The sequence below is a fragment of the Aeromonas sp. sif0611 genome, assembly GCF_019218845.1.
GTDB lineage: Bacteria > Pseudomonadota > Gammaproteobacteria > Enterobacterales > Aeromonadaceae > Aeromonas > Aeromonas media.
Genome location: NZ_JAHUWU010000004.1, coordinates 339,389 through 366,254, shown reverse-complemented (window position 1 = coordinate 366,254; position 26,866 = coordinate 339,389). Strand labels below are relative to the sequence as shown.

The 26,866-nt window shown below is 63.5% G+C and carries 22 protein-coding genes; 16 read left to right on the top strand and 6 right to left on the bottom strand.

Annotation, left to right across the window (positions count from 1 at the left end):
- The first annotated feature begins 103 nt into the window (after positions 1-103).
- The 6 genes from KW824_RS12785 to KW824_RS12760 all read left to right on the top strand — a co-directional run bounded on the left by KW824_RS12785 (position 104) and on the right by KW824_RS12760 (position 8,989).
- Positions 104-799, top strand: a complete 696-nt coding sequence (locus KW824_RS12785) for a CoA transferase subunit A (protein ID WP_218409976.1) — start codon at positions 104-106, stop codon at positions 797-799.
- Between the two features lie 97 nt (positions 800-896).
- Positions 897-1,526 (top strand): CoA transferase subunit B, encoded by a 630-nt coding sequence (locus KW824_RS12780; RefSeq protein ID WP_043129642.1) that lies wholly within the window; start codon positions 897-899, stop codon positions 1,524-1,526.
- Between the two features lie 463 nt (positions 1,527-1,989).
- A complete protein-coding gene (locus KW824_RS12775) occupies positions 1,990-3,885 on the top strand; it encodes a DUF1302 domain-containing protein (RefSeq protein WP_171269464.1) in 1,896 nt (631 codons plus the stop codon).
- A 28-nt stretch (positions 3,886-3,913) separates the two neighbouring features.
- A complete protein-coding gene (locus KW824_RS12770) occupies positions 3,914-5,272 on the top strand; it encodes a DUF1329 domain-containing protein (RefSeq protein WP_218409975.1) in 1,359 nt (452 codons plus the stop codon).
- Positions 5,273-5,359: 87 nt separating this feature from the next.
- On the top strand, positions 5,360-6,421 hold the full coding sequence (locus tag KW824_RS12765; RefSeq protein ID WP_218409974.1) for a YCF48-related protein: 1,062 nt from the start codon (positions 5,360-5,362) through the stop codon (positions 6,419-6,421).
- A 69-nt stretch (positions 6,422-6,490) separates the two neighbouring features.
- The gene (locus KW824_RS12760) at positions 6,491-8,989 is read left to right on the top strand and encodes an RND family transporter (protein ID WP_371316618.1); all 2,499 of its coding nucleotides are present in this window, start codon (positions 6,491-6,493) and stop codon (positions 8,987-8,989) included.
- An 84-nt stretch (positions 8,990-9,073) separates the two neighbouring features.
- Here the strand turns inward: KW824_RS12760 and KW824_RS12755 are convergent, their stop codons facing one another.
- On the bottom strand, positions 9,074-10,120 hold the full coding sequence (locus KW824_RS12755) for an AraC family transcriptional regulator (RefSeq protein ID WP_218409973.1): 1,047 nt from the start codon (positions 10,118-10,120) through the stop codon (positions 9,074-9,076).
- Between the two features lie 316 nt (positions 10,121-10,436).
- Here KW824_RS12755 and KW824_RS12750 point away from each other — a divergent pair, with 316 nt between their 5' ends.
- The 3 genes from KW824_RS12750 (at position 10,437) to KW824_RS12740 (ending at position 14,415) form a co-directional block, all read left to right on the top strand.
- Positions 10,437-11,021 (top strand): alpha/beta hydrolase, encoded by a 585-nt coding sequence (locus KW824_RS12750; protein ID WP_218409972.1) that lies wholly within the window; start codon positions 10,437-10,439, stop codon positions 11,019-11,021.
- Positions 11,022-11,081: 60 nt separating this feature from the next.
- Positions 11,082-12,740: a fatty acid--CoA ligase gene (locus tag KW824_RS12745; protein ID WP_218409971.1), complete on the top strand. Its 1,659-nt coding sequence runs from the start codon at positions 11,082-11,084 to the stop codon at positions 12,738-12,740.
- A gap of 121 nt (positions 12,741-12,861) precedes the next feature.
- Positions 12,862-14,415, top strand: a complete 1,554-nt coding sequence (locus KW824_RS12740) for a PAS domain-containing methyl-accepting chemotaxis protein (RefSeq protein ID WP_218409970.1) — start codon at positions 12,862-12,864, stop codon at positions 14,413-14,415.
- Between the two features lie 95 nt (positions 14,416-14,510).
- Here the strand turns inward: KW824_RS12740 and KW824_RS12735 are convergent, their stop codons facing one another.
- Positions 14,511-16,103, bottom strand: coding sequence for a GGDEF domain-containing protein (locus tag KW824_RS12735; RefSeq protein WP_218409969.1), 1,593 nt, complete (start codon positions 16,101-16,103; stop codon positions 14,511-14,513).
- A gap of 87 nt (positions 16,104-16,190) precedes the next feature.
- Between KW824_RS12735 and KW824_RS12730 the strand changes: the two genes are divergently transcribed.
- From KW824_RS12730 to maiA, 6 genes are all read left to right on the top strand, one after another.
- On the top strand, positions 16,191-16,835 hold the full coding sequence (locus KW824_RS12730; protein ID WP_218409968.1) for a TIGR01621 family pseudouridine synthase: 645 nt from the start codon (positions 16,191-16,193) through the stop codon (positions 16,833-16,835).
- Complete coding sequence (locus KW824_RS12725) at positions 16,832-17,482, top strand: HAD family hydrolase (protein WP_218409967.1); 651 nt, start codon at positions 16,832-16,834, stop codon at positions 17,480-17,482. The genes KW824_RS12730 and KW824_RS12725 overlap by 4 nt, the downstream gene beginning before the upstream one ends.
- 238 nt (positions 17,483-17,720) lie before the next feature.
- Entirely contained in the window at positions 17,721-18,851 is a 1,131-nt protein-coding gene (gene hppD / locus KW824_RS12720; RefSeq protein WP_043129621.1) for a 4-hydroxyphenylpyruvate dioxygenase, read from the top strand.
- 50 nt (positions 18,852-18,901) lie between these two features.
- A complete protein-coding gene (locus KW824_RS12715) occupies positions 18,902-20,053 on the top strand; it encodes a homogentisate 1,2-dioxygenase (protein ID WP_218409966.1) in 1,152 nt (383 codons plus the stop codon).
- Between the two features lie 10 nt (positions 20,054-20,063).
- The gene (locus KW824_RS12710) at positions 20,064-21,062 is read left to right on the top strand and encodes a fumarylacetoacetate hydrolase family protein (protein WP_218409965.1); all 999 of its coding nucleotides are present in this window, start codon (positions 20,064-20,066) and stop codon (positions 21,060-21,062) included.
- 74 nt (positions 21,063-21,136) lie between these two features.
- Positions 21,137-21,775 carry a maleylacetoacetate isomerase gene (gene maiA / locus KW824_RS12705; protein ID WP_218409964.1) on the top strand — a complete coding sequence of 213 codons (639 nt, stop codon included), beginning with the start codon at positions 21,137-21,139 and terminating at the stop codon, positions 21,773-21,775.
- A 78-nt stretch (positions 21,776-21,853) separates the two neighbouring features.
- On the opposite strand, the gene KW824_RS12700 is transcribed toward maiA, so the two are convergent.
- The 4 genes from KW824_RS12700 to KW824_RS12685 all read right to left on the bottom strand — a co-directional run bounded on the left by KW824_RS12700 (position 21,854) and on the right by KW824_RS12685 (position 25,628).
- Positions 21,854-22,354 carry a thioredoxin family protein gene (locus KW824_RS12700; protein WP_218409963.1) on the bottom strand — a complete coding sequence of 167 codons (501 nt, stop codon included), beginning with the start codon at positions 22,352-22,354 and terminating at the stop codon, positions 21,854-21,856.
- Positions 22,355-22,535: 181 nt separating this feature from the next.
- A complete protein-coding gene (asnB, locus tag KW824_RS12695; RefSeq protein ID WP_171273670.1) occupies positions 22,536-24,200 on the bottom strand; it encodes an asparagine synthase B in 1,665 nt (554 codons plus the stop codon).
- A gap of 193 nt (positions 24,201-24,393) precedes the next feature.
- Positions 24,394-24,762, bottom strand: a complete 369-nt coding sequence (locus KW824_RS12690) for a cupin domain-containing protein (RefSeq protein WP_005330238.1) — start codon at positions 24,760-24,762, stop codon at positions 24,394-24,396.
- Positions 24,763-24,878: 116 nt separating this feature from the next.
- Positions 24,879-25,628 carry an HAD-IIA family hydrolase gene (locus KW824_RS12685; RefSeq protein ID WP_005302324.1) on the bottom strand — a complete coding sequence of 250 codons (750 nt, stop codon included), beginning with the start codon at positions 25,626-25,628 and terminating at the stop codon, positions 24,879-24,881.
- 201 nt (positions 25,629-25,829) lie between these two features.
- Between KW824_RS12685 and KW824_RS12680 the strand changes: the two genes are divergently transcribed.
- Positions 25,830-26,849: an adenosine deaminase gene (locus KW824_RS12680; RefSeq protein WP_218409962.1), complete on the top strand. Its 1,020-nt coding sequence runs from the start codon at positions 25,830-25,832 to the stop codon at positions 26,847-26,849.
- The last annotated feature ends 17 nt before the right edge of the window (positions 26,850-26,866 follow it).

Genomic DNA, 26,866 nt, shown 5'->3' with positions numbered 1-26,866 from the left:
GGGGGCTGGGAGGGGGGAGACAGGTCCAATCAAGACGCCCCGTCATTGAAGAAGAGCAAACGCCCCGTGGCCAACGGACTAGCCAGAGAGCAGAGAGGTATTTATGAACAAGGTTTATCCCAGCGCCCAGGCCGCCCTTGGCGATCTGGTGCAGGACGACATCACCATCGCCTCGGGGGGCTTCGGCCTGTGCGGCATTCCCGAACAGCTTATCGAGGCGCTGCGCCAGAGCGGCAAAAGCGGCTTCACCATCATCAGCAACAATTGCGGGGTGGATGAGTTCGGCCTCGGGCCGCTGCTCCATAGCCGCCAGATCAGGAAGATGATCTCCTCCTACGTGGGGGGCAACAAGGAGTTCGAGCGCCAGTACCTCGCGGGGGAGCTTGAGCTGGAGTTCACCCCCCAGGGGACGCTGGCGGAGAAGCTGCGGGCCGGCGGCGCCGGCATCCCCGCCTTCTTCACCCGCACCGGTTACGGCACCCTGATTGCGGAAGGCAAGGAGACCCGCCAGTTCGACGGCGAGTGGTATGTGATGGAGCACGCCCTGACGGCGGACCTGGCCCTCATCAAGGGGGCCAGAGCGGATCGGGCGGGCAACCTGATGTTCAACAAGACCGCACGCAACTTCAACCCGCTCTGCGCCAAGGCGGGACGGATCTGCGTGGCCGAGGTGGAGGAGATAGTCGAGGTAGGCGAGCTGGACCCCGACGAGATCCACCTGCCCGGCATCTATGTGCAGCGGCTGGTGCTGAACCCCCATCCCGAGAAACGCATCGAAGTGCGGACAGTGAGGAGCTGACGATGGCCTGGACCCGTGAAGAGATGGCGCCGCGTTGCGCACAAGTGCTGCCAGCAGCGTTCGTTTTACAGCATTGCGCACTGAGGAGCAGATAGCGATGGCCTGGACTCGTGAAGAGATGGCGCAGCGCGCCGCAAAGGAGCTGCAGGACGGCTTCTACGTCAACCTGGGGATCGGCCTGCCGACCCTGGTGGCCAACTACATCCCGGACGGCATGGAGGTGTGGCTGCAGAGCGAGAACGGCCTGCTCGGCATCGGCCCCTTCCCCGGCGAAGAGGAGCTCGATCCCGATCTCATCAACGCCGGCAAGCAGACCATCACCACATTGCCCGGCAGCAGCTTCTTCGACAGCGCCGAGAGTTTTGCCATGATCCGCGGCGGCCACATCAACCTGGCCCTGCTCGGGGCCATGCAGGTCTCAGAGCGCGGCGATCTCGCGAACTGGATGATCCCGGGCAAGATGGTCAAGGGCATGGGGGGCGCCATGGATCTGGTGGCCGGCGTCAAGCGGGTGGTGGTGCTGATGGAGCACTGCGCCAAGGGGGGCGAGCACAAGATACTGGAGTGGTGCTCCCTGCCGCTGACCGGGGTCGGCGTGGTGGATCGCATCATCAGCGATCTCGCCGTGCTGGATGTGACCCCCACCGGCCTTCGCCTGGTGGAGCTGGCCCCCGGCATCGAGTTCGAGGCGCTGCAGGCCGCCACCGGCTGCGCCATCGCGCGCTGATCGTCTGGCTTTCGGTGGGGAGGGGGCCTGGCCTTTCCCCGCCGTTTTTATGTCTGACACCCGTCTTCCTTTCGTCCTGACTCTTCCCCACGCATCCTGCCCATCCCGCCAGACAGGCAAACAGGCCCGTAATCGGGGTTGTCTGGCACCGCTTTGGGCGCCCTTTGCCATCCTCCGCCGGCGCTGTCATCAAATGAAAAGTGGCTGACGTTCAATGGCAAGCGTGGCCCCGGAGGGAGGCCTTACAGTCGGCACACAAGAGAGAAAAACCGAGCTCATCAGCGTGAGCGACACCCCGGGGCCGATGCAAAAACAGAGCTGCATCCTCGAGTGCCAAACAAGGTGGTGCGCCATCAGCCAGGTCATCTCCCTTGCATCAATGCAAAGCCAACGGAAACGGCGATCAAACAGATAACAACAACTAAATCAGATGACGACACTCGGAGAGACTGTAATGGATTACATGCACACGAGTCATGGTTGCGGCGTCCTGCGCCTCAGCCTGCTGGCGACGGCCATTGCGGCCGTCCTCATGCCCACCGTTCAGGCGGTCGAAGTCGATACCGGAAGCGAAGAGTGGTCCGTTCGCTTCGACAACACCGGCAAGTTCAACTACGGCGTGCGCACCGAGAGTGCCGACGAGCGGATGCTCGCCACCCCGAACAACAACGATGGGGATTACAACTTCAAGGATGCCGGCGATACCGTCACCACCCGCTTCGATCTGCTGACCGAGCTGGATGTGGTGAACAAGGGCAACACCGGCTTTCGCATCAGCGCCGCCAGTTGGTATGACTACGCCTATCGCGACGTCGGCGCTGACGAGAACCCCTTCATCAACGGCAACAGCGCCAGCTCCGGCATCGTCGGGCAGCCCCCGGTGGCGGGCAACCGTCATCTGAGCGACTATGCCGACCGCTATTACCATGGCCCCTCCGGCGAGCTGCTCGACGCCTTCGTGTTCCACAACATGGAGCTGGGTGACGAGTCCCTGCTCGGGGTCAAGATAGGGCAGCACAACCTCTACTGGGGAGAAACCCTGCTGAGCCCGGTACACGCCCTCAGCTATGGCCAGTCGGGGCTCGATCTCGCGAAGCTGGCGGCCTCCCCGGGGACGGAAGCGAAAGAGCTGTTCGTGCCCCGCAACCAGGTTTCCGCCTCCTTCACCCTGAACCCGGAATGGACCTTCGCCGCCCAGTATTTCCTGGACTGGAACGCCGCCCGCCTGCCGGAAGCCGGCACCTATTACGGCAGCTCGGATCTGGTGGGCTTCGGTGCCCAGTCCTTCCTGCTGGGCCACACCGGCGGGCCGGGCCTCGCCGGACCGAGCGGCACCCTCAGCAACATTCGCCGGGGGGATGACATCGAACCGGGCAAGCACGGCGACTGGGGCATCATGGCCAAGTGGTCCCCCGAGGTGCTGGATGCGACCCTGGGGGCCTTCTACCGCCGCACCGCCGACATCCTGCCCCAGGCGGTGCTCGATGCCCGTGGCCTCAGTGTCCGTGGTGCCACCGCCAACCCGATCCTCAACCTGCGCAATTCGATCTCGACCACCAGCTACTCCATGGCCTATGGCGACGACATCGACATCTTCGGCCTGAGCCTCTCCAAGGACGTGGCCGGGGTCAGCGTCGGCAGCGATCTGAACTACCGCCACAAGATGCCGCTCTCCAGCATCCCGGCCCTGCTCAGCGCCCCGGGCCCGGGCGGGCTGGCCGCCGGCCTGGGCGCCCTGCCTCCCCGCAATGCCGACACCGGGGTGATCACCGATGACTCCGATGGCTATGGCGCCACCGGCGATACCCTGCACTGGACCCTCAACGGCCTGATGACCATCGCCGATACGGCGCTGTTCGACGGGGCCGCCCTGCTCGGCGAGCTCTACTACAGCAACCTGCTGAGCCTGGATGACCACAACAAGGCGCTCTACAAGGGGGAGGACAGCTACACCGGCATCGACAAGCCGACCCGCGATAACTGGGGGCTGGCGGTCAACTTCACGCCGATCTGGTACCAGGTCTTGCCGGGTGTCGACATGAGCATGCCGCTCTCGGTGAACTGGGGGCTGGCGGGGATCTCCCCGGTCCAGGCGGGCGGGGCGAAAGATACCGGGAGTTACGCGGTGGGCCTCGGCGCCACCCTCTACAACCAGTACTTCGTCGATCTGAAATACGTGGACTCCTTTGGCGAGTCTGCCGAGTGCAATGACGGTGCCGAGGATGGCACCACGCCCAACGCCCTCGATGGCGCCCAGCGCAACACCTGTTATGCCGGTGGTTACGCCTCTTTCTCCGGTGGCGGTGCCACCACGGAAGACAGAGGTGCCCTCTACCTGACCCTGAAGACCACTTACTGAGTCAAGCGACCGAGTCGGAGAACGAGATATGACATTCAACAAGACCATGCTGACCGCCGCCCTCACCCTGGCCCTTGCGGGCCAGGCGCTGGCCGCCGTCTCCAGCAGTGAAGCACAGCAGCTCGGCACCAGCCTGACCCTGGTGGGCGCCGACGCGGCCGCCAATGCCGACGGCAGCATCCCCGCCTACAGCGGGGGGCTGACCACGCCCCCCACCGGCTTCAAGGCCGGTGACAGCATGCGCCCGGATCCGTATGCGGGCGAGCAGCCGCTGCAGGTGATCACCGGCAAGAACGCGGCGCAATACCAGGGGGCGCTGACCGCCACCACGGCGGAGCTGCTCAAGCGCTTCCCGGACTTCCGGGTGGACGTTTATCCGACCCATCGCAGCGTGGCGCTGCCCCAGGCGGTGCTGGATAACACCAAGCAGAACGCGCTGAACGCCACCACCCTGGCGGGGGGCATGGCGGTGGACAAGGTGTTGCCGGGCATTCCCTTCCCGATCCCCAAGAGCGGGGCCGAGGCGATGTGGAACTTCCTGCTGCGCTACCAGGGGGTGAACATCGCCACCAAGTACGACTCCTGGAACGTCGATTCTGCCGGGGTCGCGGCCCTCTCCACCACGGGGCAGGCCTTCATCAACTACGCCATCTACGAGGACATGACCAAGCCCATCTCGGCCAAAGACACCTACTACCAGATGAAGCTCCATTACACGGGGCCGGCCCGGCGCGCCGGCGAGGCCATCATGCTGCGCGATGCCGCCAACCCTCTGGAGCAGCCGCGCAAGGCCTGGCAGTACCTGCCGGGGCAGCGCCGGGTCAAGCTGGCGCCGAACCTGGCCTATGACACCCCGAACCCGGGCACCTCGGGGGCGGGCACCTATGACGATGTGTTCGTGTTCAACGGCGCGCTGGACCGCTTCGACTGGAAGCTGGTGGGCAAGCAGGAGATGATCGTGCCCTACAACACCTATCGACTGACCTATCAGCCCGATGCCAGTGCCCTGACCACCCCGAACTTCCTGTCACCGGATCACGTGCGCTGGGAGAAACACAGGGTCTGGGTGGTGGAGGGCAGCCTCAAGGCCGGGGAGCGCCACATCTACGCAAAGCGTCGCTTCTACCTGGACGAAGACAGCTGGGTGGCGCTGGCCTCCGATCAGTACGACGCCCGTGGTCAGCTCTATCGCGGCTCCTTTGCCTTCCTGAGCCAGAGCTACGACAAGGAGACCCCGGATGCGACGCCCTTCATGATCTATGACCTGGTGGCGGGCAGCTACAACATCAACGGCGTGGTGGGTCCCTACGGCGGCATCAAGTACGGCACCTCCCTGTCGAAGGCAAAGTGGTCGCCGGAGTCTCTGGCCGGGGCGGGGATCCGCTGACGCTGACGGGAACCAGGCTCGCCGTAGGCGAGCCCGGCTCCCGGCTGTTCGTGCCGGCGTGCCCGGCGCATATGGAGACAAGGACGTATGGGTTCATTCAACAAGTTGGCGCTATGCTGCGCCCTGCTGATGCAGGGTGCCGTGCTGGCGTCTGAATACATCGACGTGCTGGATCTGCCGGCCAGGGCGAGCGCCCTGGCCCGATACAGCCCCCTGCTGGATCTGACCCGTGCCGGGTCGCGGCTGGTGGCGGTGGGGCAGCGGGGTCACATCCTCTACTCCGACGACGAAGGCAAGGGCTGGCAGCAGGCCAGGGTGCCAGTGAGCTCGGATCTGAACGCCGTCGTCTTCCCTACTCCCGAGCAGGGCTGGGCGGTGGGGGGGGATGGCGTGGTGCTGCACAGCCAGGATGGCGGCACCAGCTGGCAAAAACAGCTGGATGGCCGCCAGATCGGGGAACTGGTCTTGCGTCATTACACGGCGCTGGCCCGTGCCGAGCCAGACAGCGCGCAGTGGCCGCAATGGGTGGAGGAGGGCCAGCGCCTGGTGGAGGAGGGGGCCGACAAGCCGCTGCTCGACGTCTGGTTCCAGGATGACAGGGTCGGCTACGTGGTCGGGGTCTTCAACCTGATCCTGCGCACCCAGGATGGTGGCCAAAGCTGGACACCGCTGCAGGATCGCACCGACAACCCCCAGGGGCTGCACCTCAATGCCATCGCCCGGGCCGGTGACGACCTCTATCTCGTGGGTGAGCAGGGCCTGCTGCGCAAGTGGGACTCGGGGACGCAGCGTTTCGTCTCCTTGCCAAGCCCCTATGACGGCAGCTTCTTCGGCCTCATCGGCCGACCCGGCGAGCTGCTGATCTACGGGCTGCGCGGCCATGCCTATCGCAGCACGGATGACGGCCAGCACTGGGTACGGCTGGCCAGTCCGCTGCCCATCAGCATCAGCACCGCGATGCAGGGGGCCGATGGCCAGTTCCGCCTGTTTACCCAGGCCGGTCACATGCTGCTCCAGCGTGGCAACGAGCCGCTCACGCTGCTGCCCCAGGCCGAGCCATCGCCGGTGGCGGGCGCCGCCCTGACCGCCGATGGCACCCTGGCGCTGGTGGGCAGCCGCGGGGTGCGCATGCCGACTGCGGCCAAATAACGTGTGTGAAAGCAGGCCGTCACCGGATGACGGCCCCATAACGATAACGAGGATCCAGAGATGGGCCATGTGAAGCAAGATGCAATGCCGGTGATCCGCGAGTTGGCACAGTTCGACAGGCACTCCGGCAACCTGCTGGAGCGGCTGGTGTTCAACCATAGAGCCCTGTTCATGTTATTGATGACACTGGCGACCCTGGTGCTTGGCTACATGGGGACGACCCGCCTGGCGCTGGCACCCAGCTTCGAGAAGATGATCCCCCAGAGCCAGCCCTACATCAAAAACTTCCTGGAGAACCGGGACTCCCTGCGTGGCCTCGGCAACTCGGTGCGGGTGGTGGTGGAGAATACCCGGGGGGACATCTTCGACCCCGACTATCTCGGCGTACTTAAACGGGTCAATGACGAGCTGTTCCTGACGGAAGGGGTCGACCGGGCCTGGATGAAGTCCCTGTGGAGCCCGGCGGTGCGCTGGACCGAGGTGACCGAGGAGGGGTTCCAGGGCGGGCCCGTGATGCCGGATGCCTATCAGGGCAAGCCCGCCGACATCGAGCAACTGCGCCAGAACATCAACCGGGCCGGCATCGTCGGCAGCCTGGTGGCGAGCGACTTCAAGTCCAGCATGCTGATCGTGCCCCTGCTGGACAAGGCATCGGCCACCGGCAAGCCCCTAGATTACCATGCCTTTTCCCAGCGCATCGAGCAGCTGCGCAGCCAGATTGAATTTGACGGCAAGCCGCACCAGGCGGGGGAGGAGGGGACGGGTCAGTACAAGATCCGGGTGATCGGTTTTGCCAAGCTGGTGGGGGATCTCATTGATGGCCTCATTCAGGTGATCCTCTTCTTCGCCCTGGCGGTAGTCACCTCGCTCGTCATCATCTTCCTCTACACCCGCTGCGTGCGCAGCACCCTGCTGGTGGTGGGTTGCTCGCTCATCGCCGTGGTGTGGCAGCTTGGGCTGGTCGCCTGGCTGGGGTACGCCATCGATCCCTACTCGGTGCTGGTGCCCTTCCTCATCTTCGCCATCGGGGTCTCCCACGCGGCCCAGAAGATGAACGGCATCATGCAGGACATCGCCCGTGGCACCCACCGCCAGATAGCGGCGCGCTATACCTTCCGCCGCCTCTTCCTGGCCGGGGTCACGGCGCTGCTCGCCGACGCGGTGGGCTTCGCTGTGCTGATGCTGATCGACATCCCGGTCATTCAGGATCTCGCCATCACCGCCAGCATCGGGGTGGCCGTGCTCATCTTCACCTCCCTGCTGCTGATGCCGGTAGCCCTCTCCTATGTGGGGGTGGGCCGCAAGGCGGCCGAGCGAGCGCTCAGGATAGAGACCCACGCCGCCGCCAACCAGGGGTTCGGCAGACTCTGGGCGCTGCTGGATCGCTGCACCGAGCGCAAGTGGGCCACCGTTGTGGTTCTGCTGGGTCTGGCCATGGGGATAGGCGGCTACCTGGTGAGCCTGAACCTGAAAGTGGGCGATCTGGACAGCGGGGCCCCCGAGCTGCGCGCGGATTCCCGCTACAACAAGGACAACGCCTACATCACCGGCCACTACGCCCTCTCGAGCGATCTCTTTGCCGTCATGATCAAGACGGCGCCGGAGGGGTGCCTCGACTACCGGACCCTGATCCTGGCGGATCGCCTGGGGTGGGAGCTGCAGCAGCATCCCGGCGTGCAGGCCACCAGCTCGCTGGTCAACGCGGTGCGCCAGATCACCGCCGGCACCTATGAGGGCAACCCGAGACTCGCCAGCCTCCAGCGCAACCAGAACGTGCTGAACTATGCCGCCCAGCAGGCCTCGGTGAACACCCCAGAGTTGTTCAACACCGACTGCTCCCTGATGCCGGTGATCGCGTACTTGAAGGATCACAAGGCCGAGACCCTGAGCGGCGTGGTGGCCATCGCCGAGCGGTTTGCCGAGGAGAACGGCACCGCGGATCGCCAGTTCCTGCTCGCCGCGGGCAGTGCCGGCATCGAGGCCGCCACCAACATGGTGGTGCATGAGGCCAACCGCACCATGCTGCTTTACGTCTATCTGGCGGTGACCCTGTTCTGCCTCATCACCTTTCGCAGCTGGCGGGCGACCGTGGTGGCGCTGGTGCCCCTGATGCTCACCTCGGTGCTGTGCGAGGCGCTGATGGTATTCATGGGGATCGGCGTCAAGGTGGCAACCCTGCCGGTAATTGCGCTCGGGGTCGGCATCGGAGTGGACTACGCGCTCTACCTGCTGAGCGTGCAACTGCACCATCAGCGCCAGGGCATGTCACTGGTGGACGCCTATCGCCAGGCCGTGGCCTTCACCGGCCGGGTGGTGGGGCTGGTGGGGATCACCCTGGCCGCCGGTGTGGTGGGCTGGATCTGGTCTCCCATCAAGTTCCAGGCCGACATGGGCATACTGCTCACCTTCATGTTCCTGTGGAACATGCTGGGGGCCCTGATCGGGGTGCCGGCGCTCTCCTACTTCCTGCTGTCCGGTACCGGGGCGGCAGCGACCCGTGCATACCGGGAGGGGGATGTTCAAGAGGGCGGCAAGCCCTGCACCCCGGTGGGCGCTGACGCCAGCTAGCAAGACGACAGAACATGCAGAAGGAGAAAAAGAGCAGGGAGGCTGGATGCCTCCCTGCTCTCGTCTGGCCAATGCTCAGCAGTCTCAGCCGTAGGCGAGGCCGGCGCGTGCGGGTTGCGCCATCACGCCCTTGTGGCGGGAGCGCCAGGTGGCCGGCGGCATGCCGAACTGGGCGTTGAACCAGCGGGTGAAGGAGCTGGGCATGGAGTAGCCCAGCATGTCGGCGATGTGGCCGAGGGAGTAGCCGGAGTTTTGCAGATAACGCATCACCAGATCCCGGCGAACGTCGTTGACCAGTTCGCTGAAGGTGGCTCCGCTCTCTTCCAGATGACGCTGCAGGGTGCGCACGTTCATCCCCAGGGTGCGGGCGATCTGCTCTATGGTGGCGCGCCCCATGGGCAGCAGCAGGTAGACGGCCTTGCGTACGTCGGTCAGCAGGGATTGCTGGGTCTCCACCAGCAGGGTGTCGAGGTACTGGCGGGCATGGCGGGCCATGGCCTGGTTGGCCAGGGGATTCGGAATGTCCAGATCGGCGGCGTGACAGACGATGCCGTTGAACTCGCTGCCAAACTCCAGCTTGCAGCCGAACAGTCGCTTGTGGATGGCGAGGTCCGCCGGCGCATCATGGGTGAAGTTGACGCTGATGGGATGCCAGTTGGCGCCGACCCCGACCTGGGCCGCACAGAAGCGATACATGACGCCGACCGCGAGCTCGGTGGCCTGGCGTGAGGGCATGGGGGCGTCGGTGATGATCTCCTCGCGAATGATCACCGCCTTGCCCGCCTCCTCGATGAAGATGGCCAGGGCATTATTGAACAGGTGAATGTACTGGACTATGACCTGCAAGGCCTCGCGCAGGTTGGGCTGGTAGCTCAGCAGCAGGCTTACCTCGCCAAAGTCCGACAGCTGACGATGCTCCGCCATGCGCAGGCCCAGGCTCTGGCAGTTCCCGGTCCGGGCGGACAGCTCGAGCAGGTTGACGATGGTGGAGACGGGGATGCGCTGATTGGGCACATCCAGAATGGAGGCGCTGAGGCCGGCTTGCGACAACAGGTTGGGGGTATTGAGGCCCAGCTGGCGGGCGACATCGAGATAGTTGGTGAGGGTGGCGGCTCTGGCAAGGAGGGTCATGATGCAATTCCCATGGCGACAGCTCATCTGCTGGTTGCTTGTTGTTAACTGGTTTTTATCATTTCGTTTACAAGTTGGAAAGTGCTTATTAACTGATCTATTAGTCGCAGGTGCCATGTGATGACCCTGCGTGCCAGCCAGATCCATGGCCTTTCGAGTCCGGTTCTATGCAGCCCGGTGGCGCTCACGCCATCAGGCTCCTGTCATATAAAGACAACTCCATGGCATCCAAGGTAAAGCAGCCGGGGGGCTGGCACCTTACTGTGGTCCTGATGTCATCCGGCCGTCGCCGGAGCGCCTGAACAGGGGAAGAGAGATGAAGACATTTCAGCCCGAGGCCACAGTGCTGATAGTGCCCGGCCTGCGCGACCACGTGGCGGATCACTGGCAGACCCTGCTCGCCGAGCGGCTTGAGAAGGTGGTGACAGTGCCGCCGTTGACCTCGGACAAGCTGAGTTGCCAGGCCAGGGTCGAGGCCATAGCGCAGGCGCTGGCACGCATCCAGGGCCCGGTGATCCTGGTGGCACACAGCGCCGGGGTGCTGATGCTGGCTCACTGGGTGGCGCAGCAGGGCGAAGCCCTGCATCGTCACCCCATCCGGGGCGCCCTGCTGGTGACGCCGCCGGATCTGGATGCCAGCTGGCCATCCCATTACCCGAGCCCTCAAGCCATGCAGGCCGGAGGCTGGCACCCGCTGCCCCGCATGAAGATGCCGTTTCCGAGCCTGGTGGTGATGAGCCAAAACGATCCCCTGGCGAGCCCGGCGGCGGTGCGTGCCCTGGCCCAGGACTGGGGGAGCGAGCTGGTGGATGCCGGGGCCGTGGGACACCTCAACCCGGCGAGCGGATTTGGCCCCTGGCCCCATGCCGAGGCCTTGCTGCGGCGTCTCGACGCCCGCTAACCCAGATGGCGAGGGGAGAGAGGCTCCCCTGCGCCCAGACACGAATCGGAAGGAGTCCGTATGGTGAAGACAAGGATCATACCGCCAGCCCAGGGAGCCCATGCTTATCCGCTGCTGATCAAGAGCCTGCTGTTATCCGGGGTGCGTCAGCACCCGGACCGGGAGATAGTCTATGCAGATCGACTGCGCTATGACTATCGCACCCTCAACCAGCGCATCCACCGCCTCGCCAACCTGCTGACGGCCTCGGGCATAGGGCCGGGGGACACGGTCGCCCTGCTGGACTGGGACAGCCACCGCTCCCTCGAATGCTTCTTCGCCGTGCCCATGATAGGCGCCGTGCTGCACACGGTGAACGTGCGCCTCTCGCCGGAGCAGATCGCCTTCACCATGCACCACGCCGAGGATCATCTGGTGCTGGTTCATGACGACTTCCTGCCCATGATGGAGAGCATCCAGGAGAGGCTGCCCACGGTGCGCGGCTATATCCGGCTGACCGATGGGGAGTCGCCTTCCACCGGTCTGCCGCTGCTCGGAGAGTACGAGACTCTGCTGGCGGGGGCGGACGACCAGTTCGACTTCCCCGACTTCGATGAAAATTCGGTGGCGACCCTGTTCTACACCACGGGCACCACTGGGGATCCCAAGGGGGTCTATTTCAGCCACCGCCAGCTGGTGCTGCACACCCTGAATGAACTGGGCACCCTGGCGGCCCATGCGGGCCAGTCGCTGCTCTGCTCAGACGATGTCTACATGCCCATCACCCCCATGTTCCACGTCCATGCCTGGGGCGTCCCCTATGTGGCGACCATGCTGGGGGTGAAGCAGGTCTATCCGGGACGTTACGAGCCGGACAAGCTGGTGCGGCTCTACCGCGACGAGGGGGTGAGCTTCTCCCACTGCGTGCCGACCATCTTGCAGATGATCCTCGACAGCGAGGAGGCAGCAAAGACCTCCCTTGCGGGCTGGAAGATGCTGCTGGGGGGCAGTGCGCTGCCGCTCGGGCTGGCGACCCAGGCTCACCGACAGGGGATACTGGTACACGCCGGCTACGGCATGTCGGAGACCTGCCCGCTGCTGTGCGTGGTGCACCTCGCTCCCGAGGAGCTGGCGCTGCCCATGGCCCAGCAACTGCCGCTGCGGATCCGCACCGGCAAGCCCATCGGCCTGGTGGACTTGCGCATCATCGACGAGCAGGGCCGGGCGCTGGCCCACGATGGCCAGACCATGGGGGAGATAGTGGTGCGTGCTCCCTGGCTGGCCCAGGGCTACCTGAAAGAGCCGGGCAAGGGGGCCGAGCTCTGGGAGGGGGGCTGGCTGCACACGGGGGACATGGCCTCCATCACCCCGGACGGCACTGTGGAGATCAGGGATCGCATCAAGGATGTGATCAAGACAGGGGGCGAGTGGATAAGCTCGCTGGCGCTGGAGAGCCTCATCAGCGCCCACGCCGACGTTCATGCGGTGGCCGTGATCGGGGTGCCGGACGAGCAGTGGGGGGAGCGGCCCCTGGCCCTGGTGGTCGGCAAGGAGGGGTCGCATCTGGATGCACAGGCCATCAAGGCCCACCTGCAGGGGTTCGTCGACAGCGGTCGCATCAATCGCTGGGCCATTCCGCGCCAGATCCACATAGTGCAGGAGATCCCCAGGACCAGTGTCGGCAAGGTGAACAAGAAGCTGATCCGGGAGCGTGAATGCCGTCCGGCGGCGGAAAACTGAGGGCGCCATCATGGATCCAGAGGCCTGTCTCTCAGTCATCCCCACTGCCTGAGGGGCCGCGTTGGCCTGGCTGCCATGGCTTGACTACGCTAACTGAGTTATCAAACAAGAGGCGTGCGCCATGAACAGAACCCAGATTCATCTCGTTGATGAAGAGGTGGATTTTCCGTCCAGTGAACAGTTGGTTTCCACCACGGATCTTCAGGGGGTCATTACTTATGCCAATGACCACTTCTGCCGGGTGGCGGGATACAGCAGGGCAGAGATGATAGGCCAGCACCACAACATGGTGCGCCATCCTGACATGCCCAAGGCGGCCTTCGCCGATCTCTGGGGCAAGCTGAAGCAGGGCAAGCCCTGGCGCGGCATGGTGAAGAACCGCTGCAAGGATGGTCGCTACTACTGGGTGGATGCCTATGTCACCCCCATCTTCGAGCAGGGGCGGATAAGCGGTTATCAGTCGGTACGCAATCGGGCCGAGCCCGCGATGAAGGCCGTCGCCGCCGCAACCTACGGGAGATTGAGGGCGGTGGAGCGGGGGGATCGCAAGGCGGGCCTGAGCCTGCGCCCCGTGCGCCATGGGCTGGCCATCGCCGGGCTCCTGTCGATGCTGGCGGCGGGTGCCTATCTGACCGGGCCCTTGGGGGCCTTGTTTATGCTGCTACCCCTTTTGTGGCTTGGCCTCCTCTATCGCCACGCCATCATCACCACCCCCCGCTATCTGCAACAGCTGGCCGAGGAGTACGACAGCCTGACCCGGCTCATCTACTCGGGGGATGAACCCAGCGCCATCGCCGATTTCCACATCAAGCTGCTGCAGGCCAGGATCCGCACCGTGCTCGGGCGGGTAGACGATGCGACCCTCTCCCTGCAGGATCTGGCGGTCCATCTCAAGACGGCCTCCAGCGAGGCGAGCGCCGACATCGCCGAGCAGGACATCCAGACCCAGCAGGTGGCGACCGCCATCACCGAGATGGCGGCGACGGCCCATGAAATAGCCCGCAACATCCAGGAGACGGACAACCAGATTGCCCAGGCCAAGGTGCACTGCCAGCATACAGACCAGCAGCTGGAGGATACCCAGCACAGGGTCACCGAGCTGGCTACCCAGGCCGAACACGCCTTCACGGCGGCGGTGGCGCTGGCGGAGGAGTCGGATCGCATCGGGGTGCTGATGAGCGAGATCCAGGGCATCGCGGATCAGACCAATCTGCTGGCCCTCAACGCCGCCATCGAGGCGGCCCGGGCAGGGGAGCAGGGGCGTGGTTTCGCCGTGGTGGCTGACGAGGTGCGTACCCTCTCTACCCGTACCCACAAGGCGACCGAGCAGATCCAGGGCAGCATAGGGCAGATCCAGCGTACCCTGAATGGCTGGAAGGGGATGATGCAACAGAATCTGGAGCAGACCCAGTCCTGTGTGACCCTGACCCGGCAGGGGTCACAGAGCCTGCATCAGGTGTTGACGGAGATAGAGCGGGTAGTGGATCTGTCGACTCAGATCTCGGCGGCGGCCGAGCAGCAGCAGGCGGTGGTGGAGGACATCAGCCGAAACGTCAACGCCATCTCCCAGCACTCCCACACCAACAGCAACAAGATGCACGACATGGATGCCTCGAGCGACATCCTGCTCACCAAGGCGCGCCAGCTCAAATCCCTGGGGCAGACCTTCGGCTGACGTCCACCTCGAGCAAACACAAGATGACAACAAGGCCACCCTGGGGTGGCCTTGTTACGTGAGCGCTGTGGGTGGCCCCGCCGTTGATGGCACTGTCAGCTGGATTGCTCCGCCAGCGCAATGAAGCCGCCGTTCTTGTCGCAATACATGGCCCTGTCCGCCTGGATGAGCCATTGCTCTGGGCTCCAGCCGCTCTGGTAGTGACTGACCCCGATGCTGATCCCGACCTGCATGGGCTGGCCATTGACCACGAACGGGGCCTCCATGGCCTGCCGGATCACCTCGGTGACCTCCTCTGCCTGATGGGTGTTGTAGCCGGGCAACAGCAGAATGAACTCATCTCCCGCCAGGCGAGCGAAGAAACGGTGATGGCCGATGGCATCGTTGATCCGCTGAGCCAGCTGGCAGAGGAGCGCATCCCCCTGGCTGTGGCCAAAGTTGTCATTGATTCGCTTGAAGTCATCGAGATCACAGAACAGCAGGCAGCCGGGGCTGTCGCTCTTTACCTGTGCTTTCAACTGCTCCATCAGGTTCAGGCGATTGGGCAATCCGGTGAGGGGATCGCGCCTGGCCAACAGCAGTATCTCCTGCTCCCGCTGCTTGCGCAGGGCCACCTCCCGGTAGAGTCGCTTGTTGTTGGCGAGCAGATAGAGGGCGAGCAGCAGTATGATGCTGCCGACCCCCAGGCTCAGCAAGAACCAGGGGCGCCAGAAGATCCACTGCTCGGAGGGGGCCTGATAGAGAAAATGGGTCAGTGGCACCGGCTTTGGAACCAGCCCTATTTCGACCAGTTGCTGCATGATGTGGGCGAAGCGATCCGGATTCATATACCCGATCTCCACATAGAGCGGCTGTATCATCTCCTTGCTCATCTGCAGCTCGTACTCCATGTGGGCCTGGCTGCGGTTGACGCCATACTCCTTGCGCAGCAGGTCGATGGCCTCGGCCGGGTGGGCGAGGGCGTAGCGCCACCCCTTGAGGCTCGCGGCCCGAAACCGCGCCACCCGATCCGGGTTGGTGTGCTCCTCGTCCTGAGTGGTGAACAGGATGTCGCTGTAAAAATCGATGCCGTAGTTGCGGGGATTGATGACGGAGACCGAGACGCCGCGCTCTTCCAGGTAGAAAGGCTCGTTGCTCAGGTAGGCGTTGAAGATGTCTATCTTGCCGGCGATCAGATCGTCGATGTTGACCGAGGTCGGCACCGGGATGAGCTGGCGTTCGTGCAGCCCCTGATAGTAGAGGGTGGCGAGCAGCTCGGCGTCCTGATGGCCGGGGAACATCATGATCCGTTTGCCACGCATGTCCGCAACGGTGAGAATGCCGCTGTCGCGACGGGCCAGGAAGATGGACGGGGAGTGCTGGTAGACACTGGCCAGTGCCAGCAGGGGTTCGCCATTGGCGTAGCCGGTCAGCACCTCGGTGTTGCCGACGCCAAAGTCGGCGCGACCGCTGAGTACTTCCTGGACCGGGCTTATGCCCTTGCCGCCGGGTCTTATCTCGACGTCCAGTCCGGCCTCGGCGTAAAAACCCTTGGCCTTGGCCATGTGGTAGCCGACGAACTGGGGTTGATGCAGCCAGCGCAATTGCAAGACGACCCGATCCGGAGGTTCATGGGGACGGTCACTTGCCTGGACAGGGAAAGCGTAACTGGCGCCAAGCAATAGCAGCCAAAACAGGTATCTCGTCATCCGTGCGATTCTTGTGCTGAGGATCCATGGGGTGGCCAGCAGGCCCGCATTCAACTTGTTAACAAATCACATTCTAAAGGGTTATAGATGTACCGGATACAGTTGCAGCACAAAGATTTCATGGTGATCAACAAGGGTCCAGGCCTTGGCATGCATGACGAGGGCGGTGAGCCCGGGCTCGTCAATCGGGTCAAGATGGATACCGGCCTCGAACTCTATCCTGTCCATCGCCTCGACAAGATGACCTCGGGACTGGTGCTGCTGGCGCGCACCCCGGAGGCGAACCGGGCCCTCAGCATGGCCTTTGCCGCCCGGGAGGTGAGCAAGCAGTATCTGGCCCTCTCCGATCGCAAGCCGAAGAAGAAGCAGGGCTGGGTCAAGGGGGACATGGAGAAAGGGCGTGGCGGCAGCTGGATGCTGGCCCGCACCCAGCAGAGCCCGGCCATCAGCTGGTTCGATTCGGTGGCGGTGCGGGAGGGGCTGCGGCTCTATCGCATCAAGCCCCAGACCGGCAAGACCCACCAGATCCGGGTCGCCCTCAAGAGCATTGGTGCCCCCATCCTCGGGGACGCGCGCTACGGTGGCACGGCCGCCGATCGCGGCTACCTGCATGCCTGGCGCCTGCAGTTTACCCTGGCAGGGGAGGCTTTCGATCTCGTCTGCCCACCGGATGAGGGGGCGCTGTTCCTCCTGCCCGAATTGCACGCCGCCATCGCGGGATTGAGTGAATGACAAGCTCACGCGGGGCGCCCAGCTCGGGCTGGATCCTGGCCGACTTTGACGACACCCTGGCGCCGGGGGACAGTCACGCCGGCCTGCTGCGCTTCATCCTGCGCCGCCGGCTTTGGCCACTGCTGCTGCTGCCGGTGATCGCACTGGGTGGCCTGGTGTATCTGGTGCCCAGCCTGCGGCGTCAGGGGATCTCGCTTATCTGGTGGGCCATCACCCTGGGGCTCTCGCCACTCGGCTGGCGCCAGCTGGTGCGGGCCTATTGCCACACCCGGCCGGGGTTGTTTCGGGAGGCACGCGCCCTGCTGCTGGCCGAAGGGCACCGTTGCTGGGTGCTTTCCGCCAGCCCCCGCGCCCTGGTCCGGGCACAGCTCCATCGGCAACTGCCACAGCTGCCCCATCGCATCATCGGCTCGCGAATGCACTATCGTCTCGGCGGCCTGGTGCCGCGCTTTTACTGCCACGGCTGGCACAAGATCCTGCCCGGGATCCGCGCCCTCGGCGCCACGCTGGCCTTGAGTGACAGCCTGCATGATCTGCCGCTGCTGGCACTGGGGGAGGAGGCCTGGCTCATCAATCCCAGCGCCCGCCGGCTGCAACAGGCCAGGGGCAGCCTGCCCCATCTCGAGGTGAAAAACTGGCGGTTGTAAGGCAAAGCTGACAGCCTTGCGGTGCGCCGTGGGGCTGTCCGCAAGGCTCAGGCTGTAATGTCACAATCTATTTACATCTTCTGGCGGTAGTTCTCGCCAAACTATCTGAAACCCGCCTCTTCTCTTCTGCTCCGCCCCTGCTTCTAATGAAACAAGTTGTTAACAACGCCGGTGGCGACTGCCTGTCGTGGCCCCGGTGTGACCCGTTTCGTTATCAATCCATCGCAAGGAGCGCATCATGACGACCTCTTCTTCCCGTTCCCATACCATCAATCCCCTCGGCACCGATGGGTTCGAATTCGTCGAGTACACGGCCCCGGATCTCAAGGGCATTGCCGCCCTCAAGGCGCTGTTCGTCTCCCTGGGATTTGCGGAGGTGGCCAGACACAAGCACAAGCAGTGCTGGCTCTACCGCCAAGGGGATATCAATTTCGTGGTCAACGCCGAGCCCCACTCCCAGGCGGAGCAGTTTGCCAGCCTGCACGGGCCCAGCGTCTGCGGCATGGCATTTCGGGTGGCGGATGCGGGCCGTGCCCAGCAGTATGCCATCGCCAAGGGGGCCAAACCCTTCGTCGGCAAGATAGGGCCCATGGAGCTCAACATCCCCGCCATCTACGGCATCGGCGAGAGCACCCTCTCCTTTGTCGACCGCTACGGCGAGCAGGGCTCCATCTATGACGTGGATTTCGTCTTTTATCCCGACTGGCAGGCGCGCATGGCCGAGGTGGATGCGGGGCTCTACGAGATCGATCACCTGACCCACAACGTCCATCGCGGCAACATGGACGTCTGGTCCAACTTCTACGAGCGGATCGGCAACTTCCGGGAAATTCGCTACTTCGACATCGAAGGCAAGCTGACCGGGCTGCATTCCCGCGCCATGACGGCCCCCTGCGGCAAGATCCGCATCCCCATCAACGAATCCTCCGACGACAAGTCCCAGATCGAGGAGTACCTGCGCCAGTACAAGGGGGAGGGGATCCAGCACATAGCACTGGCCTCCAGCGACATCTACCAGACCATCCGCACTCTGCGCGGGCGGGGAACCGGTTTTATGCCGACCCCGGACACCTACTACGAGAAAGTGAACAGCCGGGTGGAGGGGCATCAGGAGGATCTGGAGGCGCTCAAGGCGCTGCGCATCCTCATCGACGGCTCGCCCACCAAGGACGGCATCCTGCTGCAGATCTTCACCGACACCGTCATAGGCCCGGTCTTCTTCGAGATCATCCAGCGCAAGGGCAACGAGGGGTTCGGCGAGGGCAACTTCCAGGCACTGTTCGAATCCATTGAACTGGATCAGATCCGCCGTGGGGTGCTGAGCGGAACCGAGCAGGGCGAGAAGAAGGGGGAGCCGAGCGATGCGTAACGGGATGCTAGCTCGTCGGCCGGTATTCATTTCATGGGAGATACACAGCCATGCGTAATTGGATAAGTTTCCCCCACCGGGAGGGGACCCACTCCCGCCAGGCCCACGCCGACCTGCCCGAGCAGGCCATCTACGAGCGCGAGCTCGGGCGCAGCGGCTTTTTCGGACCGGCCACCCACATGCACCACAAGCATGCCCCCACCGACTGGAGCAGCTGGGAGGGGCCGCTGCGACCGCGGCTGTTCGATCTCAATGCCCTCGGCGAGGCGGTGAGCTCCCTCTCCCCCTGGGTGATGCCGGATCTGCTCAGCAACCCCCACTGCCGCTACCGGATGTGGCGCCTGACCGAGACAATGCCGTTTCTGGTGCGCAACGCCGACGGCGACGAGCTCTTGTTCATCCACGAGGGGGGCGGGGAGTTCTTCTGCGACTACGGCCATCTCACCCTGCGGGACGGGGACTATGTGGTGATCCCCCGCGGCACCATGTGGCGCATCGAGCCGACGGCGCCGCTCTTCATCCTGATGATAGAGGCGACCGAGGACAGCTATCAGCTGCCGGACAAGGGGTTGGTGGGCAACCACGCCATCTTCGACTCGGCGGCCCTTGACGTACCCGCCATCGATGAGTGTTTCCTGGCCCAGCAGGACGAGAATCCCTGGTCGCTGCAGGTCAAGCGCCACGATCAGGTCTCTGTCATCACCTGGCCCTTCAACCCCCTGGATGCCCAGGGCTGGCACGGGGATCTCTGCGTGGTGCGCCTCAACTGGCGGGACATCCGCCCCCTGATGAGCCACCGCTACCATCTGCCGCCCTCGGCCCACTCCACCTTCGTGGCGAGCCGCTTCGTCATCTGCACCTTCGTGCCGCGCCCCATAGAGAGCGATCCCGGTGCCTTGCGGGTGCCCTTCTATCACAGCAACGACGATTTTGACGAAGTGCTCTTCTACCACGCCGGGGACTTCTTCAGCAGGGACAACATAGAGCGGGGCATGGTCACCTTCCACCCCGCCGGTTTCACCCACGGTCCCCATCCCAAGGCCTTTGCGGCGGGGCAGGCCCACGCTAAGACCTTCACCGACGAGGTGGCCGTGATGCTCGACACCCGGGATGCCCTGGGAGTCGGCCAGATCTGCGAGGGGATAGAGAATCCCCACTATGTGTCCAGCTGGCAGCGGCCAGACGGCACACCCGGCAAATAAGGAATTCGATATGAAATTGGCAACCTTGAACAATGGCAAGCGCGATGGCGCCCTGGTGGTGGTGAGCCGGGATCTGACCCGGGCGGTGGCCGTGGCCGACATAGCCCCCACCCTGCAAGGGGCACTGGACGAATGGGCCGAACTCGCTCCCCGACTGACCGCCGTCTATCAGGCTCTCAACGACGGCGCCTGCCCCGATGCCTTCCCCTTCGATGAGACCGCCTGCCTCTCCCCGCTGCCCCGCGCCTACCAGTGGGCCGACGGCAGCGCCTACGTCAACCACGTGGAGCTAGTGCGCAAGGCGCGTGGCGCCGAGATGCCGGAGAGTTTCTGGCACGATCCCCTGATGTACCAGGGGGGCTCCGACAGCTTCCTCGCTCCCCGCGGCCCCATCGTCATGGGGTCGGAGGAGTGGGGCATCGACTTTGAATCTGAGGTGGCCGTCATCACCGACGACGTGCCCATGGGCACCAGCGCACAGGGGGCCGAGGAGCACGTCAAGCTGCTGATGCTGGTCAACGATGTGAGCCTGCGCAACCTCATTCCCGGGGAGCTCGCCAAGGGCTTTGGCTTCTTCCAGTCCAAACCCTCCAGCAGCTTCTCGCCGGTGGCTATCACCCCGGACGAGCTCGGAAGCGACTGGCGGCAGGGCAAGGTGCATCTGCCCCTGGTGACCCAGCTCAACGGTGCCCTGTTCGGGGAGCCGGATGCGGGGCTGGACATGACCTTCAACTTCTTCGAGCTTATTGCCCACGCAGCCAAGACCAGACCCCTTGGCGCTGGCTGCATCATAGGCTCGGGCACCGTCTCCAACTACGACAGAAGCCGGGGATCCTCCTGCCTCGCCGAGCAGCGGATGCTGGAAATTATCGAGTCAGGTCAAGCCACTACACCCTTTCTGCGCTTTGGTGATACAGTGTCCATCGCGATGCAGGATCGCAACGGGATGAGTCTGTTTGGCACCATTTTGCAACGGGTCACGCAAGGGGACGCCAGTCAGACGAGCTAGCAAGGCCTGGGCCGGCCAAGGTCGGCCCAGGCGACACGGCAGGTGGCAGACACCTGCCACCATAGGGACATAATATGCTGCAGTTGTTTGGATATTGGCGTTCATCGGCCAGCTTTCGCGTACGTCTGGTGCTGCAACTCAAGGGACTTGGTTATGAGCAGCACCCGGTCAATCTGAGACAGGGTGAGCAGAAAGAGAAGGCCTATCGCCGGGTCAATCCCCAGGGGCTGGTGCCTTTTCTCATCGACGGGGATGTGCAGCTGGGTCAGTCGGTGGCCATCATGGAGTACCTCGACGAGACCTATCCGGCCTACCCCCTGATGCCCTCCGCTCCCGAGGAGCGGGCCAGGGTGCGCCAGATAGTCAACATGATTGCCTGCGACACTCACCCCCTCAACAACCTGAGGGTGCTGAACTACCTGGAGCAGGAGCTGGGGCAGGGCAATGCGGCGCGCGATGCCTGGTATCGCCACTGGATTGACGAGACCTTCACCGCCCTGGAGCAGTTGTTGATGACCACGGCCGGCGTCTATTGCGTGGGCAACGAGGTGACCCTGGCGGACTGCATGCTGGTGCCCCAGGTCTATAACGCCCACCGTTTCAACATGACGTTGGACGACTACCCCACCATCGCGCGCATCGTCGCCAACTGCGAGCAGTTGCAGGCCTTTGTCAAGGCCGCTCCCGCCAATCAGCCGGATGCGCAAGCCTGATTCTTCCCCGTGATAAACAACAAACACCCCGCACGGTCGCCTGACGGTGCGGGGTGTTTGCATCATGGTCAAGGCTTGTCAGCTACGAGCATCCTGGCGCTCAAAGTAGCTGATAAACTTGCCAAACTTGACCTCATCGTAACTTTTCCCCTTCTCCAGCAATCCGGTATTGAAGGACTCCAGCAGCTTGCCTCTGGCGTCCAGCACGTAGAAGTGGGGCACCCCCAGATATTCTGGATAGGCCTTGAGGAAGGGGGCGTTTTTGTTCTCCTTGCTGACGTTCACCTTGACCACCACGAAGGTCCGGTTGAACTGGTGCGCAAGCTCGGGCTCCCGATCCAGGAAGCGGTTCATCTCCTGACACCAGCTGCACCACTCGCCCCCCACCAGCAGCAATACCTGCTTGTCCTCTTGTTGCGCCTTGGCGGTGGCGGCCAGCAGATCCTTGGCGGGATCCCGTGTCTCGTCATAACCCTGGCTGTAATCGGGCAAGCCCCTGGCCCAGAGGTGGTCACCCGCGCGTGCGGCACCATTGAACAGCAGGGTGCCCAGCACCAGGGGCAGTAACAGTCGTTTCATCGTCTCTTCCTTGTATTGTCGTTGTTGCTTCCAAGCCGGAATAATGTGACACGAGCGAGCCCCTTCGCCAAGCCGCAAACAGAGAAGGAGAGAAGCAAAAAAGCGGGAATGAAATGGCAGAAAACAACAAAGCCCCTCGAGAGGGGCCTTGTTGTTTGGTCGGGCTCTGTCCGATTGCGGATCAGTAGCTCTGCTGGTGGACGTCCATCACGGCGCGACCGGAGGGGTCGGCCATCTCCTTGAACTTGGCATCCCACTCCAGCGCGGTCGGGGTGGAGCAGGCGACCGACTTGCCGTAGGGCACGGTGCGGGCTGCGGACTCCAGCGGGAAGTGCTCGTCGAAGATGGCGCGGTAGAAGTAGGCCTCCTTGGTGAGCGGAGTGTTGACGGGGAAGCGGAACGCCGCCGCCTCGAACATCTGATCCGTCACTTCGGTCTCGACCATGGCCTTCAGGCTGTCAATCCAGGAGTAGCCCACGCCGTCGGAGAACTGCTCCTTCTGGCGCCATGCCACCTCGTGGGGCAGCAGCTCCTCGAAGGCTTCCCGCAGGATGTGCTTCTCGATCTTGCCGTTGCCACACATCTTGTCGGCGGGCTGCAGGCGCATCGCCACGTCCATGAACTCCTTGTCGAGGAAGGGCACGCGGCCCTCCACGCCCCAGGCGGCCATCGATTTGTTGGCCCGCAGGCAGTCATACAGATGCAGGGAGGCCAGCTTGCGCACGTTCTCCTCGTGGAACTCCCGGGCGTTGGGGGCCTTGTGGAAGTAGAGGTAGCCGCCAAACAGCTCGTCGGAGCCTTCGCCGGAGAGCACCATCTTGATCCCCATCGCCTTGATGTAGCGTGCCATCAGATACATCGGCGTGGAGGCGCGGATGGTGGTGACGTCATAGGTTTCGAGGTGATAGATGACGTCCCGCAGGGCATCCAGCCCTTCCTGCACGGTGAAGTGGATCTGGTGGTGTATTGTGCCGAGGTGATCGGCCACCTTGCGTGCGGCGGCCAAGTCCGGCGAGCCTTCCAGCCCCACGGCGAAGGAGTGCAGCTGGGGCCACCAGGCTTCGCTCTTGCCGTCATCCTCTACCCGACGGGCGGCATAGAGCTTGGTGATGGCGGAAATGACGGACGAATCCAGACCGCCGGAGAGCAGCACGCCGTAGGGCACGTCACACATCAGCTGGCGTTTGACCGCCGCTTCCAGGGCGGCTTTCAGCTCGGCCTTGTCACTGACGTTGTGCTCGACCGCCTGATATTCCATCCAGTCGCGTTTGTACCACTGTTTGAGCTCGCCATCCTTGCTCCAGAGGTAGTGTCCCGGTGGGAAGGTCTCGACGCTCTTGCACACCGGCACCAGGGCCTTCATCTCGGAGGCGACGTAGAAGTTGCCATGCTCGTCGCGGCCGGTGTAGAGGGGGATGATCCCCATGTGATCGCGACCGATCAGGTAGGCGTCCTGCTCGGCGTCATAGAGGATGAAGGCGAAGATGCCGTTCAGATCGTCCAGGAAGGCGGGGCCCTTCTCCTTGTAGAGGGCGAGCAGCACCTCGCAGTCGGAGTGGGTCTGGAACTGGAAGTCGACCTTGAGATTCTTCTCCAGTTCCTTGTGGTTGTAGATCTCGCCGTTGACGGCCAATACGTGAGTGCGCTCCGGGTTGTAGAGCGGCTGGGCGCCATTGCCCGGATCGACGATGGCCAGGCGCTCGTGCACCAGGATGGCCTTGTCGGAGCTGTAGACGCCGGACCAGTCAGGCCCGCGGTGACGCAGTCGCTTGGACATCTCCAGGGCCGATTTGCGCAAGGCGGCGGAGTCGGTCTTGATGTCCAGAATGCCGAAAATAGAACACATTGGCGGTAATCCTCTTGATTTTTATATGAGCCCCCCACGTTTGGGCTCGAAATTCCATTTACATTCCTCGCCAATCACAATGCCTAGTGCAAAAACCTTTTGCAAGCGGGAAAACCGCACAAAATCATGCCGCAAACGTCAACCTGGCCGGCATGAAAAAGGGCCGCAGACAGGGCCCTGGTTGACGTTGGCGTCAAGTCGCGGCGGGCTCGAAGATCACATAGAGCTTGCGACAGGGGGTGAGGGTCTCCCACTCGCCGACGAAGCCCGCCGGGATGACGAACTGATCCCCCGGCTTGAGGTGCAGTTCGCCCCCCTGGCCGTCGTGGATCCGCGCTTCCCCTTCCAGCAGCTGACAATATTCGTGCTCTGTGTAGTGAATGGCCCAGCGCCCCGGCTCGCAGGCCCAGAAGCCCACGTGAAACTGCTGGCTGGGATCCGAATAGTGGTTCCAGAGGGTCTGGCTCGGGTTGCCGGCCCGGATCCGCTCGGGGGCGGGCATCAGCGGGGTAGGGGAGACGGGGTGCTGGTCCAGCAGGATCCAGTCGTTCAGGCTCTTCATGGTGCGTCCTTGGGGTGGCGAGGGGAGCGTCCTGCTCCCGTTTAGTTTGTTTAACAATGTTGCGCTTACGTTAAACGATGTGTGTCGCCTTGCCAAGGGGGCACCGATGACGGGGATCAGACGATATCGATGTCCACCACGGAGTCGAAGATGTGATTCGGTCTGAACGGCATGCGGTCGATGTCCGCCACCTTGCTCACCCCGGAGAGCACCAGCACCGTCTCGAGGCCGGCCTGGAAGCCCGCCAGGATGTCGGTGCGCAGGTTGTCGCCGATGATGATGGTGTCGTCGGAGTGGGCCTCCATCCGGTTGAGCGCCGCGCGAATGATCCAGGCGCTCGGCTTGCCGACGTAGAACGGCTTCTTGCCGGTCATCCGTTCTATGGGGGCGCAGAGGGCGCCGCAGGCCGGGTGCATCATGGGGCCGTGGGTATCGGGGTTGGTGGCGATGAAGCGGGCACCCTGATCCACGAACTTGGCCCCCAGCTGCATCATGGTCCAGTTGTAGTTGCGGGTCTCGCCCACCACCACGAAGTCGGGGTCGATGTCGGTGATGGTGAAGCCAGCCTTGTAGAGCTCGTGGGTCAGGGCCCCTTCGCCGATCACATAGGCCTTCTTGCCATCCTGGCGCTTGAGAAAGTCAGCGGTGCCCATGGCGGAGGTATAGAAGCACTCCTCTGGCACCTCGATCCCGGCGGAGCGGAAGCGGTTTTGCAGATCTTTCTGGGTCTGGGCCGGGTAGTTGGTGAGGAACAACAGCTTGCTGCCCTGCTCCAGCAGGCGATGAACGAAACGGTCGGCGCCGGGCACCAGATCGTTGTTGTGCAGGATGACGCCGTCGATATCGCAGATGACGCTTTTCTTCATGGAAACTCCTTGTAGGGGGAGGTGGTTGCCAACCTCGAATGTCTTCAATCACTTATGGCTTTTTTGTGCCGCCATTATAAGGCGCTTTGATGACAAGTCTCCCCCGGCGAGTCAGATGGGTGCACAATGACGGCAGAGGGAGGGCGCCGTTGGCGCCTGTACTTGCCTTAACCATCAGGCGCTGACGATGGAGCCGTCATCATGGAGAACTTTATTGCCGGCTTGCCCAAGCTGGAGTTGCACCTGCATATCGAGGGCACCCTGGAGCCCGAGTTGATGTTTGCCCTTGGCCAGCGCAACGGGGTGACCCTGCCCTGGCCCGACGTGGCGAGCCTGCGAGCCGCCTATGAGTTTGACTGCCTGCAATCCTTTCTCGATCTCTACTACCTGGGGGCCAGCGTGCTGGTCACCGAGCAGGATTTCTTCGACCTCACCTGGGCCTATCTGGAACGCTGCGCCGCCGACAAGGTGGTGCATGTGGAGATCTTCTTCGACCCCCAGACCCACAGTGCCCGCGGCATTCCCTTCGAGACGGTGCTCGACGGCATAGAGCGGGCATTGCAGCAGGGTGAGCGGCAGCTTGGCATCAGCTGGCGCATCATCATGAGCTTTTTGCGGCACTTAAGCGAAGAGGCTGCCTTTGCTACCCTGGACGAGGCGCGGCCTCATCTGTCCCGTATCCATGGCATCGGCCTCGACTCGAGCGAGCTCGGCAATCCGCCCGGCAAGTTTGCCCGGGTCTTCGCCCGCTGCCGTGAGCTGGGACTGCCGGTGGTGGCCCACGCGGGGGAGGAGGGACCGGCGACCTACATCTGGCAGACCATCCAGGAGCTGCAGGTCAAACGCATCGATCACGGGGTGCGCTGCGCCGAGGATCCAGCGCTGGTGCGCTACCTGGCCGATACCCGGTTGCCCCTGACCGTCTGTCCCCTCTCCAACGTACGGCTCAGGGTGTTTGACAAGATGGCGGATCACAACGTGCTGACCCTGCTGGAGCAAGGGCTCTGCGTCACCATCAACTCCGACGATCCTGCCTATTTTGGCGGCTACATGGGGGCCAACTTCCAGGCGCTGGCGAACAGTCTCGGTGCCACGCGGGAGCAGCTCTGCCGTCTCTCCCTCAATGGGGTGGAAGCGAGCTGGCTGAGCCTCGCCGACAAGGTGAAGCTGACCCAGGAGATCAGAGGTTATGGTGCCTGCCACGGGGTGGCTCTCTACTAGCGCCCGGATGTTCAACA

Coding starts and splice junctions, on each gene's coding strand:
- KW824_RS12755 (WP_218409973.1), bottom strand. CDS start 10,120: ATGACCCTCCTTGCCAGAGCCGCCACCCTCACCAACTATCTCGATGTC.
- KW824_RS12685 (WP_005302324.1), bottom strand. CDS start 25,628: ATGAAGAAAAGCGTCATCTGCGATATCGACGGCGTCATCCTGCACAAC.
- KW824_RS12700 (WP_218409963.1), bottom strand. CDS start 22,354: ATGAAACGACTGTTACTGCCCCTGGTGCTGGGCACCCTGCTGTTCAAT.
- KW824_RS12740 (WP_218409970.1), top strand. CDS start 12,862: ATGAACAGAACCCAGATTCATCTCGTTGATGAAGAGGTGGATTTTCCG.
- KW824_RS12735 (WP_218409969.1), bottom strand. CDS start 16,103: ATGACGAGATACCTGTTTTGGCTGCTATTGCTTGGCGCCAGTTACGCT.
- KW824_RS12780 (WP_043129642.1), top strand. CDS start 897: ATGGCCTGGACTCGTGAAGAGATGGCGCAGCGCGCCGCAAAGGAGCTG.
- KW824_RS12730 (WP_218409968.1), top strand. CDS start 16,191: ATGTACCGGATACAGTTGCAGCACAAAGATTTCATGGTGATCAACAAG.
- asnB (WP_171273670.1), bottom strand. CDS start 24,200: ATGTGTTCTATTTTCGGCATTCTGGACATCAAGACCGACTCCGCCGCC.
- KW824_RS12765 (WP_218409974.1), top strand. CDS start 5,360: ATGGGTTCATTCAACAAGTTGGCGCTATGCTGCGCCCTGCTGATGCAG.
- hppD (WP_043129621.1), top strand. CDS start 17,721: ATGACGACCTCTTCTTCCCGTTCCCATACCATCAATCCCCTCGGCACC.
- KW824_RS12750 (WP_218409972.1), top strand. CDS start 10,437: ATGAAGACATTTCAGCCCGAGGCCACAGTGCTGATAGTGCCCGGCCTG.
- KW824_RS12690 (WP_005330238.1), bottom strand. CDS start 24,762: ATGAAGAGCCTGAACGACTGGATCCTGCTGGACCAGCACCCCGTCTCC.
- maiA (WP_218409964.1), top strand. CDS start 21,137: ATGCTGCAGTTGTTTGGATATTGGCGTTCATCGGCCAGCTTTCGCGTA.
- KW824_RS12680 (WP_218409962.1), top strand. CDS start 25,830: ATGGAGAACTTTATTGCCGGCTTGCCCAAGCTGGAGTTGCACCTGCAT.
- KW824_RS12725 (WP_218409967.1), top strand. CDS start 16,832: ATGACAAGCTCACGCGGGGCGCCCAGCTCGGGCTGGATCCTGGCCGAC.
- KW824_RS12715 (WP_218409966.1), top strand. CDS start 18,902: ATGCGTAATTGGATAAGTTTCCCCCACCGGGAGGGGACCCACTCCCGC.
- KW824_RS12710 (WP_218409965.1), top strand. CDS start 20,064: ATGAAATTGGCAACCTTGAACAATGGCAAGCGCGATGGCGCCCTGGTG.
- KW824_RS12775 (WP_171269464.1), top strand. CDS start 1,990: ATGCACACGAGTCATGGTTGCGGCGTCCTGCGCCTCAGCCTGCTGGCG.
- KW824_RS12785 (WP_218409976.1), top strand. CDS start 104: ATGAACAAGGTTTATCCCAGCGCCCAGGCCGCCCTTGGCGATCTGGTG.
- KW824_RS12745 (WP_218409971.1), top strand. CDS start 11,082: ATGGTGAAGACAAGGATCATACCGCCAGCCCAGGGAGCCCATGCTTAT.
- KW824_RS12770 (WP_218409975.1), top strand. CDS start 3,914: ATGACATTCAACAAGACCATGCTGACCGCCGCCCTCACCCTGGCCCTT.